General features: G+C 38.2%; 12 protein-coding genes. 6 read left to right on the forward strand and 6 right to left on the reverse strand.

Annotation, left to right across the window (positions count from 1 at the left end):
* Entirely contained in the window at positions 1–897 is an 897-nt protein-coding gene (locus QNI15_RS29375; protein WP_314035221.1) for an aldo/keto reductase, read from the forward strand.
* A gap of 17 nt (positions 898–914) precedes the next feature.
* Here QNI15_RS29375 and QNI15_RS29380 read toward each other — a convergent pair whose 3' ends face one another.
* The 4 genes from QNI15_RS29380 to QNI15_RS29395 all read right to left on the reverse strand — a co-directional run bounded on the left by QNI15_RS29380 (position 915) and on the right by QNI15_RS29395 (position 4,202).
* Positions 915–1,382 (reverse strand): DUF2452 domain-containing protein, encoded by a 468-nt coding sequence (locus QNI15_RS29380; RefSeq protein ID WP_313994040.1) that lies wholly within the window; start codon positions 1,380–1,382, stop codon positions 915–917.
* Between the two features lie 98 nt (positions 1,383–1,480).
* Positions 1,481–2,803, reverse strand: coding sequence for a glycerate kinase type-2 family protein (locus tag QNI15_RS29385; protein ID WP_314035222.1), 1,323 nt, complete (start codon positions 2,801–2,803; stop codon positions 1,481–1,483).
* A 62-nt stretch (positions 2,804–2,865) separates the two neighbouring features.
* Positions 2,866–3,465 (reverse strand): hypothetical protein, encoded by a 600-nt coding sequence (locus QNI15_RS29390; RefSeq protein WP_314035224.1) that lies wholly within the window; start codon positions 3,463–3,465, stop codon positions 2,866–2,868.
* 158 nt (positions 3,466–3,623) lie between these two features.
* Positions 3,624–4,202 (reverse strand): outer membrane beta-barrel protein, encoded by a 579-nt coding sequence (locus QNI15_RS29395; protein ID WP_314035226.1) that lies wholly within the window; start codon positions 4,200–4,202, stop codon positions 3,624–3,626.
* Between the two features lie 128 nt (positions 4,203–4,330).
* On the opposite strand from QNI15_RS29395, the gene QNI15_RS29400 reads away from it, so the two are divergent.
* On the forward strand, positions 4,331–5,098 hold the full coding sequence (locus QNI15_RS29400) for a class I SAM-dependent methyltransferase (RefSeq protein ID WP_314035228.1): 768 nt from the start codon (positions 4,331–4,333) through the stop codon (positions 5,096–5,098).
* A gap of 65 nt (positions 5,099–5,163) precedes the next feature.
* Here the strand turns inward: QNI15_RS29400 and guaA are convergent, their stop codons facing one another.
* Positions 5,164–6,687 carry a glutamine-hydrolyzing GMP synthase gene (guaA, locus tag QNI15_RS29405; protein ID WP_314035230.1) on the reverse strand — a complete coding sequence of 508 codons (1,524 nt, stop codon included), beginning with the start codon at positions 6,685–6,687 and terminating at the stop codon, positions 5,164–5,166.
* 134 nt (positions 6,688–6,821) lie between these two features.
* Here guaA and QNI15_RS29410 point away from each other — a divergent pair, with 134 nt between their 5' ends.
* The 3 genes from QNI15_RS29410 (at position 6,822) to QNI15_RS29420 (ending at position 11,177) form a co-directional block, all read left to right on the forward strand.
* Positions 6,822–7,466: a DUF3575 domain-containing protein gene (locus QNI15_RS29410; protein ID WP_314035232.1), complete on the forward strand. Its 645-nt coding sequence runs from the start codon at positions 6,822–6,824 to the stop codon at positions 7,464–7,466.
* A gap of 142 nt (positions 7,467–7,608) precedes the next feature.
* On the forward strand, positions 7,609–9,039 hold the full coding sequence (locus QNI15_RS29415; RefSeq protein ID WP_314035234.1) for a M16 family metallopeptidase: 1,431 nt from the start codon (positions 7,609–7,611) through the stop codon (positions 9,037–9,039).
* Between the two features lie 62 nt (positions 9,040–9,101).
* Positions 9,102–11,177 (forward strand): M16 family metallopeptidase, encoded by a 2,076-nt coding sequence (locus tag QNI15_RS29420; protein WP_313994064.1) that lies wholly within the window; start codon positions 9,102–9,104, stop codon positions 11,175–11,177.
* Between the two features lie 76 nt (positions 11,178–11,253).
* On the opposite strand, the gene QNI15_RS29425 is transcribed toward QNI15_RS29420, so the two are convergent.
* Positions 11,254–11,811: a hypothetical protein gene (locus QNI15_RS29425; protein WP_313994067.1), complete on the reverse strand. Its 558-nt coding sequence runs from the start codon at positions 11,809–11,811 to the stop codon at positions 11,254–11,256.
* 374 nt (positions 11,812–12,185) lie between these two features.
* Between QNI15_RS29425 and QNI15_RS29430 the strand changes: the two genes are divergently transcribed.
* Complete coding sequence (locus tag QNI15_RS29430; RefSeq protein ID WP_313994070.1) at positions 12,186–12,914, forward strand: peptidylprolyl isomerase; 729 nt, start codon at positions 12,186–12,188, stop codon at positions 12,912–12,914.
* The last annotated feature ends 583 nt before the right edge of the window (positions 12,915–13,497 follow it).

A 13,497-nucleotide genomic window follows, 5' to 3' on the forward strand; every position in this document is an offset into this window, starting at 1 on the left:
ATGCATTACCAGCAACTTGGAAAATCGGATCTTCGTGTAAGTGCACTCAGCTTTGGGTGTATGTCGCTCAGCCCTGGTCAGTCAGATGCGGATCGGATTCTGCATTATGCTCAGGAACAAGGGATCAACTTCTTTGATACTGCGGATTTGTATGATAAGGGTGAAAATGAACGATTGGTAGGTAAAGCTCTAAAGGATAGAAGATCGCAGGTATACATTGCGACAAAGGTAGGTAACCAATGGAGGTCAGATGGCAGTACATGGGACTGGAATCCAAGTAAAAACTATATTCTGGAAGCAGTAGAAGAAAGTTTAAAACGCTTGCAAACAGACTATATAGATCTGTATCAGTTGCATGGTGGTACGATAGAAGATCCCATTGATGAGACAATTGAAGCATTCGAGCAACTGAAACAACAAGGTAAAATACGGCATTATGGCATCTCTTCTATACGCCCCAATGTAATTCGGGAGTATGTAAATCGGTCTTCTATTACTAGTGTCATGATGCAATATAGCCTCCTTGACCGGCGACCTGAAGAGACCTGTCTGGATTTACTTCACCAACATTCAATTGGTGTGTTGGTCAGAGGCAGTCTGGCCAAAGGATTACTAATTAACAAACCTGCTACTTCTTATTTGGGCTATCAGGCAGATGAAGTAAAAAAAGCAGCAGAAACAATTCATTCACTAAGTCAGAACAACCGAACAGCTACCGCTGTCGCCTTCCAGTTTGCGAAACATCATCCAGCTGTTACTACTGCTGTGACAGGAATCCGAACGATGGATCAGTTAAAAACCTCTCTGCAAGCTCAAAACGCAGTAGGTCTGACAGAGTCAGAATATAACCAGCTAACCCAATCTGTCAGACCGATTTTTTATGAAGAACATCGCTGATCAAGTGATGCAGCAAATTAGCTTGCCTCTTCCGGATTATACTCTACATCCCATGTATGATCAGCCAGCATAGTAACCCTGGCAAGATATTTTTGAAAAGGTTTGCTCCTCCCCCATTCTCCAGGTCCAACCAATGACAGCACATCCGTGTTATCCTTCCGCTGATACAGATAATATGTTTGTCCTATCAGTGGCTCAAATCCGACGGCTGCGGTGTAAATCCGTTCAGATATATCTACTCGCTGTTTGATACGGTTTGCCTGTTCTGCCAGCAACTGCATCTGCTGATAAATTTGAGCTAATTGTAATTCAGTCTGCTGGCGCATAGCAGTCACAGCCCGACCTTTGATTTTACCTGTATCTTCAGGTTTTATGACTGCACTACCCACTGTATGTGCAAATGGCAATAAACCAGGGTTTTCAGCCATTTTATCTTTATCAATGTGAATAGAGTTTATATCGACAGGTTTTTCTGATGATTCCATAAGTAAACTGATATCTATACTGCAAATTTGATATTTTTTGAGATTTGTTTATTCATCCAAAACAGAAATAGTCATGCCTGTGACAATATTCTCCACATTCAGGCATGTATTAACACAACAATCAAATCCATTACATTGGTCTGGGTAGGTCCTGTAATGAGATGCCCTCCAACCTGTTGAAAGAAATGATATGAATCATTATTCTTCAGGTAAACATTTCCATCTATCCCCAATTCAATGGCCTCAAACAAAGTAGCTGAATCTGCTAAGGCTCCTGTTGCATCTGTGGGTCCATCTGTTCCATCTGTCCCAGCCGATAGCAGCGTAATCCCAGCTTGATGCTCTAGTTCAATTGCCGCAGCTAGTGCCAGTTCCTGATTACGGCCACCTAAACCATTGCCACGAATGGTCACTGTTGTTTCACCTCCAGCGAGTATACAATAAGGTTTGGGTTTGGTGATATCCTTGTATACTTCTTTTGCCTGACTGATTATCATCTTTGCTACTTCTCTAGCCTCTCCCTGCAACTGATTTGAATAAATTTCAACAATATAACCTAATTCTTCCGCTTTCTCTCTGGCAAAAGCAAGAGCCAGACGATTACTGCCAATAATATAGTTTGAAACCCTTTCAAAAATTCTGTCGCCAGGTTTAGGAGTTTCCTGATGTGTTCCAGTCTTTCCTTCTGTCAGATATGCTAACACAGAATCCGGAATTTTGTTTAGCAGGTTGTACTTCTCTAATACTTTCCAGGCATCTGCAAATGTTGTTGGATCAGGAACTGTAGGGCCAGAAGCAATAACATTTAGCGGGTCACCCAGTACATCAGAAAGAATCAATGTAACTACTTTTGCAGGATAGGCTATTCTCGCTAGTTGTCCACCTTTTACATTAGACAGATGTTTTCGCACAGTATTGATCTCTACAATATCCGCTCCCGATTGTAGTAAAAGTTTATTACAATATTGCAGATCTGCCAAAGTACATCCTGTAGGAATATCCGCTAGCAAGGCAGAGCCACCACCTGATAATAAGATGATAACTAAATCTTCATCTGTTACACTTTCCAGAATCGACATTATTGATTCGGTTCCTTTTAAACTATTTTCATCCGGAACTGGATGTCCTGCTTCTGTAGTAGCTATATAGTGTAAGGGAGTACCATGTCCATATTTAGTAGTTATGGTTCCTCTGGTGATTCGTGTACCTACTATCTCTTCTATAGCAGCAGCCATCGGGGAACTTGCTTTACCTGCTCCTATCACATAAATATTTCTGAAATCCTGTAGATCAAGAATTTCATCTACACAATATAAAGTATGTCCATTAATTCTAATAGCTCTCTTTATCAATTGAGCAGGTTCGACAGCTGCTAATGCATGTGTAAAGATTATTTCGGCAACTTTTCTCTGATCTTGCATAGGCAAAAATTAAAAAGCCGGATCATTTTATATCCGGCTCCAAAAATTTCTTAAAAACAGAGTTAGATTACTTCAGCAAGGATCAATACAACCCAAACAATAGCACCTACTAATGCAATGGCCCCTAATGTATATATAGCAGGTGCAATGGCAAGTGCACCTATTATTATTAGTCCCAATCCCGCAGCACCAATAATAAAAGGAAGCTTATACTCTTCCGGAACACCGCCCATCTTCTTAGCCTTCAGCTGTTTTTCAGGCGATTTGGCTTGCATCTTTTCAACTTTTTTCAGGACGGCCTTGATCACTGCTTTTTTAGCAAAGCCCATTTTCTGATGCTTTAGCTGTTCACGCAGACTCTGTACATCTACCTGCTTAGTTGCAACTGATGCATCAGCCAATAACTCTTCCTTCTTTTCGGTCTCTGATTGTGTAGCCTTCGTGTATATTTCAGAGGCACTAAAAGTTGTTTCTTCCTGAGAAGTTTGAGCACCGGCAACAGCAACTCTCTGTTCAGATTCTAGTACTGAAGGCTCTTGCTTAACAATAGTGGTTTGATTAACAGGGGTCTGTTGACTAATACGAGAACTAGTACAAGCAGAGGTTGCCAACACTAAGGCGATGATAGCTGGCAATACGTTTAAAGAAAAAGATTGCTTCATGGTTTGTTTGAAAATTAGGATGTAGATAATCTAAGGCAAAGTAGCAAAGATTGAACAAATAGATCAACGATCATTTCCTAAAAATCAATACAGAGGAGACTATAAAAAATAAAAGCCGGAAAATTTCCGGCTTCTTACTACCAATAAAAGCGAAGTAATTACAATTTAAAAGATACCCCTAATGTAAGAATACCAAGTGCACCTCTACCTACCTCACCATAAACACCAATAGCAGGATTGAACATATATCTACAACCTAAAATACCACCAAATACAACATTGCCACCATTAGCATAATAGGTAGAGTTATCTCCACTCCATGAATAAGTTTCATAGCCTAATGATAATCCACCATATATATCTAATTTTTCAGAATTCATGCTTCCACTAAACGCATCATTTAATACTTCTGTAGCGTGAAAGATACCTCTAGCACCAAAACCAACATTTGTCCATCTAGTTTTAGAACTTATCCCAGATCCTTGATATTTATAAGAACGCGATATAAAACCCAAATATCCACCTACTGCTATATTATCTGTAACATTATATTCAATATTGGCGGATAAGCCTGGAAGACCTGAATAACTGCCATAATATCCATAATCATAACCAATGCCTCCAAAAGAGATACCTGGATTAATTAACAAATCACCTTTTGAATATTGTGCCTGAGCGGAAAAACTACAAATCAACACTACCAAAAAGGTAGACAAATAAACAATTGTTTTTTTCATAAGTTTGAGTAAATAGGATAATTAAACATGTTCCACTAAATTAGTCGGAACCTTCACAAAAGGTAAACATCTGAAAAAATACTATCTTTGCCAAATAGTTTTATTTCGTTCCGCAAAAAAGCACTTCAGTGAAATACATTATCAGTTTCGTCATTCGTCACATTCCCCGTAAATATCTACAGTTAGTTAGCCATTTCGCTATGAAAATTGTAGCCATATTTTATATTGGCAATAAAGTAGAATGTCCTGTGTGTCAAAGTCATTTTCGTAAATTCTTACCTTATGGACGGACTAATCCACGGGAGAATGCCTTATGCCCAAGCTGTTTGGCTCTGGAAAGGCATAGACTTATGTGGTTATATCTGCAACGACAAACAAATTTCTTTAAAACGCCCCATAAATTATTGCATGTAGCGCCAGAACATTGCTTCATTAATCGATTTGAGTCAATGAAAAATCTGGATTATATCACGGCTGATATTGAGTCGCCACTGGCAAAGGTTAAAATGGATATACACCAGATTCCTTTTGATGCCAATACATTTGATGTGGCATTTTGTAATCACGTAATGGAACATGTAGATAATGATATTCAGGCCATGAGTGAATTGCATCGGGTGTTAAAACCGGGTGGATGGGCTATTATCCAAAGCCCGATGGATACTACACGTGCTACTACCCTGGAAGATCCTGCCATCAATACGCCTGCGGATCGTGAAAAATATTACTGGCAGGATGATCACCAACGACTGTACGGTCTCGACTATGCCCAGCGATTGACAAAAGCAGGCTTTGTTGTGAAAGAAGATCGTTTTGTAATGGAGCTACCTAAAGATCAGGTAGGTCGATATGCATTGCCGAAGGATGAAATTATTTATCTCTGTCAGAAGCAGTGAGTGAATTGACGTATTACAAATAAAAAATGCGCGATCCCAACGCGCATTTTTTATGTATAGGAATCTTATTCCCATTCAATAGTAGCAGGTGGCTTGGAAGATATATCATATACAACCCGGTTCACACCTTTTACTTTATTGATAATCTCATTGGAAATGTCTGCGAGAAACTCATAAGGTAAATGCGCCCAATCCGCAGTCATACCATCTACACTCGTTACAGCACGTAAGGCTACCGCATTTTCGTATGTGCGTTCATCACCCATTACACCTACCGATTGCACAGGCAGCAAAATAGCGCCAGCCTGCCATACAGAATCGTATAGGTTATGTTTTTTCAGGCCATTGATAAAGATAGAATCCACATCCTGTAATACCTGTACTTTTTCGGCAGTAATATCACCCAGAATACGGATACCTAGCCCAGGGCCAGGGAACGGATGACGGTTCAGAATGTTAGTTGGGATATTTATCTGGCGTCCTACTTCACGAACTTCATCTTTAAATAAAGCATTTAATGGCTCTACAATCTTCAGCTTCATCTTTTCCGGCAAGCCTCCTACATTGTGGTGAGACTTAATAGTTACAGATGGCCCTTTTACCGATACAGACTCAATTACATCCGGATAGATAGTCCCCTGTCCCAACCATTTTACATCCTGAATTTTATGCGCTTCTGCATCAAAGATCTCTATAAATGTACGTCCAATTGCTTTGCGTTTTGCTTCCGGATCAGTCAGTCCATTTAAAGCAGCATAAAATTCTTTTTTAGCATCTACCCCAATCACATTCAAGCCCAGATCCTGATAGGAATGTAATACTTCTTCAAACTCATTTTTTCTCAGCAATCCATTATCCACAAAAATACAATACAGGTTCTGACCGATTGCCTTATGAATCAATGTGGCAGCCACACTGGAATCTACCCCACCAGAAAGTCCCATCACAACTTTATCATTTCCCAGCTTCTCTTTCAGACTTTGAACTGTACTTTCTGCAAAGGCAGCAGAAGTCCAGTCTTGTTTACAGCCACAAATATCTACAACAAAGTTTTTCAGAATAGTTTTACCTTCTAGTGAGTGAGTTACTTCCGGGTGAAACTGAATCCCATAGGTTTGTTGTCCATCAACCTGAAACGCAGCTACTGTAACGGTTTCAGTATTGGCAATCAACTTAAAATGGGAAGGTACCTGAGTAATAGTATCCCCATGACTCATCCATACCTGAGAATGCTCAGAAACTCCGTTAAATAGTGGAGATACAGTATGACTTGCCAGGCGAGCACGTCCATATTCACGTGTGCGGGAAGGTTCTACACTACCACCTTGCTGCCAGGCCATCAATTGTGCACCATAGCACACTCCCAATACAGGAATCTGGCCTAGTAAAGATGTCAGATCAGGGTTAGGAGCTTCACTATCACGAACAGAACAAGGGCTCCCAGACAGGATAACACCTTTAATATCAGGAGTAAGAGCAGGTATGTGATGAAACGGGTGGATTTCGCAGTAAACGTTGAGTTCGCGCACCCGGCGGGCTATCAATTGGGTATATTGCGAGCCGAAGTCAAGAATAAGAATTTGTTCCATGCGCAAAGTTATATCATGGGACAATAGTTTCAAAAAAAATTTAAAAACCGCTGACTTTGAAAAAAGAAAATATGGCACAAACTTTGTCAACCGATTGATCTATAGTTATATTACACTACATCATTCTAAACTCTATGAAAAAATTTTTTGTAATTGCATTTACACTTGTTGTGCTATCCTTCACCCAGGACTTATTTGCTCAACGTCGCGGATATTCCAGCAGTGCAAGTTCTGATAGCCCTCAAAACCTCATAAAAATAAATCCGCTTAGTTTATTTACAACAACTGGCTCTGTGTTTTATGAACATGTACTGTCAGAAAATACTAGTATGGTTCTTAATCTGCAATATACACTCCCTCGAAAAGCAAGAATTTTTGGGACAGATATCTTAGGAGAAAACGGTAAATTAAATCGATTTGCCGTAGCACCTGAATTTCGTTATTATCCCAGTGGAACCGCTCCAACCGGATTTTATGTTGGACCATTTGCACGGTATGTAAACTTCTCAGCTAAAGGTGACATTACAAAAGAGATCAATGGAGAACAACGTACTATTCATGGAAAACTAACACAACAAACCTTCAGTCTGGGTTGTGTGATTGGTGGACAGTGGCTTTTTGGTGATCATATATCACTAGATGCCTATATTGGGCCTTATTTCAGCTTAGGGCATTTGTCTGTGACTCAAGACCTGACAGAAGATGATTATAATGTTCCTGCTTCTATCAATTTTCCAGTCTGGTTCCGAACAGGATTGACGGTTGGTTACGCATTCTAAATATAAAATCTTATAATTTAGATAAAGGCTATTCGGGTAATAATAAACCGGATAGCCTTTTATTTTTATCTGGTAAAAAGTAATACTCTATTTTTTAGTTAAAATTGCATCTCTAATTTAAATTCATACACCACTTACTCCTATGCAAAAAACACTTCTGCTGTTTGTGAGTTTCTGTTTGTCCATTCTTGTACATGGGCAACAAACCCGAATCAATTTCACAGAATACGAATTACCTAACGGATTAAAAGTTATTCTCCATCAGGACAATAGTACACCCATTGTTGCCGTAACGGTTATGTATCATGTGGGTAGCAAGAATGAAGATGCCAAACGTACTGGCTTTGCCCATTTCTTTGAACATTTATTATTTGAAGGTTCCCAAAATATTGGACGAGGCGAATATGCTAAGATTGTAGAAGGAGCAGGAGGAGAACTCAACGCCAATACAACATTTGACAGAACTTTTTACTATGAAGTATTACCTTCCAATCAATTAGATCTGGGTTTATACCTTGAGTCAGAACGAATGCTCCATGCACGCATTGATCAGGAAGGAGTAAATACTCAGCGTAATGTGATCAAGGAAGAGATGAAGCAAACACGGGATAACCGACCTTATGGAAGACTGTTATCAGAAACAATGAGCCGCGCCTTTAAGGTACATCCCTATAAAACAGATGTCATAGGCACAGCAGAACACTTAGATGCTGCCAGCCTGGAGGAGTTTATTGCTTTTTACAAACAGTTTTATGTACCTAATAACGCAATTCTATCCATTGCAGGAGATATTGACATTGAAAAAACCAAACAGTCTATTGCTAAGTATTTTTCAGAAATACCCAAAGGAACACAACCTATATTTCGCCCTGAGGCCAATGAACCACCTCAAATAGCAGAGATCCGTGACAATTTCTATGATAATGTAACATTGCCCGCGGTTATCCAGGCTTACCGCATTCCAGCTCAAGGTACAGAAGATTATTATGCCCTTAACTTACTTACTTCTCTATTATCAGGTGGTGAAAGTTCGCGTTTTACCAAAGAAATTAAAGACAAACAGCAAAAAGCATTGTATGTAGGTTCGTTTCCTTTAGCACTGGAACATCCAGGTATCTTTATCGCATTTGGGATTGCCAACATGGGTGTTAAACCAGAAGATCTGGAAACTTCCATGAATGCCGAGATTACAAAAGTACAAAACGAACCTATTAGTGATCTGGAATTTCAAAAACTTAAAAATCAGATAGAGTCCGAATTTGTAAACCGGAATGGATCTGTAACAGGTATTGCTGAGAATCTGGCGAACTATGAGATGTATTTTGGTGATGCCAATCTTATTAACTCAGAGATAGACCGATATAATAAAGTCACAAAAGAGGATATCCAGCGTGTAGCCAAAAAATATCTGACAAAAGAAAATCGGGTTTCTTTGTACTATCTACCTAATGCCTCCAAGCCAGCTCCTCAGGTAACCCCAGAACCGAAAACTGAATCTTCAGTCCCTTCTCAGGCACAAACACCGGAAAAACCGGCCAAAGAAACCAAGAAGAAAAAGAAAAAAGGCAACTAAATGGTGCATCAGCGCTATTACACAACCTACCAATCATTATTGTTTATACTCTATCTTCAGATATGAAAAAGTTCTTCATTCTTTTCTATATATGCCTGAGCAGTCTAACTACGTTTGCCCAGTTAGACCGTAGCAAACGACCTACACCAGGCCCTGCTCCAGTAATTCGTTTGGGCAAATACGAATCATTTCAGTTAGCAAATGGTTTGAAAATATTTGTAGTGACCAATAAGAAACTACCTCGTGTAGCAGTCAATCTAATCCTTGATTATATTCCACCTCTGGAAAAAGAAGTAACAGGATTGGGAGATATAACCGGACAAATGTTACGCACAGGCACTCAAACCCGTACCAAAGATCAGATTGACGAACAGATCGATTTTCTGGGGGCCACATTATATACTTCTTCATCGGGAGCTTATGGTAGCAGTCTGAAAAAGCATCAGGATAAATTAATGGAAATCATGGCAGATTTGTTGCTTCATCCATCCTTCAAACAAGAAGAGTTGGATAAAATCAAAACAGAAAAGAAAAATGAGTTGTCACTTTCCAAAGACGAGCCAGAGTCTATTCTTCAACAGGTAAAAAGTGTAGTCCTTTATGGAAAGGACCATCCCTACGGAGAAATCACAACAGAAAAAAGCATTGATGCTATCACCCTTGACAAAATCAATACTTACTACGCTACCTATTTCAAACCTAATATTGGGTATATGGCATTTGTAGGAGATATTACACTAGCAGAAGCTAAGGCTTTAACTGAAAAATACTTCTCAACCTGGAAACAGGGAACTGTACCTACTCCAACTTATATACAACCTAAAGTGCCTGCTAAAACAAAAGTGATAGTAGTTAACAAACCTGAAGCAGTACAAACAGTTCTTAGTATTGCCTATCCAATCGATTTTAAACCAGGTCCCCCCGATGCAATCAAAGCTTCTATTACCAACGATATTTTAGGTTATGGTGGATTTTCAGGACGGCTATTTCAGAATTTGCGTGAAAAACATGGGTATACTTATGGCGCATATTCTTCCCTACAGAATGATAGGTTAGTGGGTTCTTTTAGTGCAGGTGGTAACATAAAAACCAACGTCGTTGATAGTGCAATCACAGAAATAGTGAGTGAGATGCGCAGAATACGTGATATTGTAGTAACAGATGCAGAACTGAAGCAGACCAAGAATATACGAAATGGTATTTTTGTTCAATCCCTGGAAGATCCACAAACTATTGCCCGGTTTGCTTTAAATACAGCTCGTTACAAATTACCAGCAGATTATTATTCTAATTATCTAAAAAATATCGAAGCTGTAAAAATCCCAGACATACAGGCAATGGCTAAGAAATATATTCTGCCAGAAAATGCCTATATTCTTGTAGTAGGAAATGCAAGTGAGTTCGAAGCAAAGCTACAACAGTTTGGAGAGATTATACACTATGATGCAGAAGGTAATAAAATAGAAGCATCAACCTCTAGTTCTACTATTCCAGCAGACATAACTGCAGATAAAGTCATTGGAAATTATATAAATGCTATAGGCGGTAAAGAAAAGCTGATCAAAATACGTGATGTTAGCACCAGTATGAATGCTAAAGTCCAGGGAATGGAAGTGACAGGGTTACGTCAACAAAAAACACCCAACAAACTTAAGATGAGCATGAAAATAGCAAGTATGGGAATGGAAGTACTAAAAATTGTCTCCAATGGAAATAAAGCTACCTTCTCTGCTATGGGCAATACACAGGAGTTAACAGGAAAAGAACTGGAATCTACCAAAGCCATGAACACTCTTTTCCCAGAGTTATATTATGATCAGATTGGAGTTACAAGAACACTGAAAGGAATAGAAAAAGTTAATGGATCAGATACCTACGTTATCGAACTTACCTTACCAGGAGGAAGTAAAACAACGGAATACTTTGAGATAAATTCAGGTTTAAAAGTCAAACAAATTCTTGTTGGTGAAACCAATGGTCAGACAGTTACACAAACAACAAACTTTGGTGATTACAGAGAAGTTTCTGGTGTGAAATTCCCTTATTTACTAAGTACATCCTTTGGTCCACAGGTTGTAGATCTGAAAGTAACATCGATTGAACTCAACAAAGGATTGGGCGATGAAATATTTGAATAAAGAGCTATAGTAGAATTATAAAAACAAAAGCCCATTTGAACTATGTCAAATGGGCTTTTTAGATAAATCGTATTTATTATTTTTTACCACCACCTATTACGGCTCCAAGTTTCAGAGAGAAATAGTTACGATTGAAATCTGAAGGCTGACCAGTGATCAAGTTGTATTCCAATCCCATACGGAAGTGCCCAGCTTCAAAACCAATACGAGGTACAACACCAAACTTAGTTCCTACATTCATTTCAGGTACTTCAGTAGTTTCTGAGTCAACACTTACAGATCCCATGTTGAAAAGACCTACACCCAGACCACCAAAAGGACGGAATCCGTTAGTGCCTACATAATAATCACCAGTCAGAGCATAAGATCCAATGGCAGAGATATCTGCAGAAGCATATTGATCGTTGCCACTTACATTTCCTAAGATAGCACCTTCAAAGCGAAGACCTGCTGCAAAATTGTCATGCAGGTTAAATTTAGGTTCTGCGTAAAATAATACACCTTTAGCTTTTCCAAAACCATATCCAGCTCCTACATCTACTTTAAATAGTTTGTAAGTTTCAGATTGAGCTTTAACCAAGGCTGGAGTCATCATTGCAAATAGTGCACATGCAAGAATAGTAACTTTTTTCATTGATAAGAGTGTAGAGTTAGTTAAATAAGACCTGTAAACACTTTGTTTACGCCACAATATTAAATAGCATTTATCTACCACCAAAAAATGAGGGACTTACTCTCTTCTCCAAACAAGTAATAAACAAGACTGGTAACACTAGAAAAATAATATCTTTTAAAAAAATCAAATATATCTTTTTTTACAGAACACATTATCAATAAGCTGAACAGCTAAAAACACATACTTTTTCTTCTTACTATTCCACATATTGTCTAATTGAATAGCAATTCACTACATTGTAATATATATAGCCTCATTTTTAATATATTCTCAATTGAAGATTGATAATCTGTCATTTTTACGTTTGTTTTGCTCTTCATTACTAATGATATATGAATTGTCCTTTAAAACTTTCGTTCCGTATTCAATTATTGGTACTATCTGTCCTTGGAGTTCTATTATCTTGTGAAACCAAGAAAGTGCAGGAAACAGAAACAGATCCTGCAAAAATTCGTATCACCAAACACAATGTTGAACAGGTACTAACGCAATATGGTGAAGAGCATAAGGATTCTATCATTAGTATTGAAACTCCTTATGGTATTATCAAAGCAGTATTGTATACGAAAACACCCCTCCATAGAGCAAGCTTCATACGTCTGATCAACAAAGGTTATTTCGACTCAGCAGACTTTTATCGTCTTGTTCCAGCTATGGTTATTCAGGGAGGCCATCTGGATAAGAGACGCATGGGACTTGAGAACTACGAAATACCACATGAAATAGATCCTCGGTGGTTTCACAAACGTGGAGCATTAGCCATGGCACATCGTGATGAATCAGAAGGATCTTCTCCATATGACTTTTATATTGTCCAAGGATCTGTATTTCGAGAAGATAGTGTACGAAGTATCAATAAAGATACAGGCTACCCCTTGTTATTGAAACAATTGAAGACTTATACAACTGTTGGAGGTGTACCCCACCTTGATTATCACTATACTGTTTTTGGAGAAGTAATAGAGGGATTAAATCTGGTGGACAGTATAGCAGCAGAGCCATTGGAAGAAAATACTGAACATCCTAAAAATAGAATTTCTATTAGAATCACTATACCCTAGTCTTAGGGAATAAAAAATCCTTAACTTTGATTATCAACTACATAAAACGCAACTATGAACAAGGTATTCGTGTAAGTAATATAGGTGTAAATTCTATAAAGTAGTGCGAAGTTTCGTATTTAGCAGATTGATTGCTTTATTTCTCAGGTATGATTCTCTTATGCCATTCATTCTTCTTTAAGTCCAAATCATACAGTTACACAGATGTTTTTTTGTCCTCACTTTTTTGATATCTTTTAGATATTTTCTGAAGACAATTTCTCCATTTTCAGGTTATTCATGCATAGTAATACAATAAAAGCTACTCAATTCAAAGGTTCAACAAGCAAACTTCTTTACTCAAAAGTCATCGATAGTTTTCCTGCATTCATAGCCTAAAACCCCTTCAATAATCGATTAGACATTGTATTTCTTTAAATTATAGAGTTACACTATAAGTGTGCTGCGTATATATAGGTAAAATATTGCTTAAATGATATATTAAATTCTTATTTAAATTAAACTGTTAAAAAGAGTTTTTTGTGGATTTCTTACATCTGTTTTGTTTTCTGCTATCCTATACCACTCACATTAGATTATATCC

Source organism: Xanthocytophaga flava (genome assembly GCF_030068545.1).
Classification (GTDB): domain Bacteria; phylum Bacteroidota; class Bacteroidia; order Cytophagales; family 172606-1; genus Xanthocytophaga; species Xanthocytophaga flava.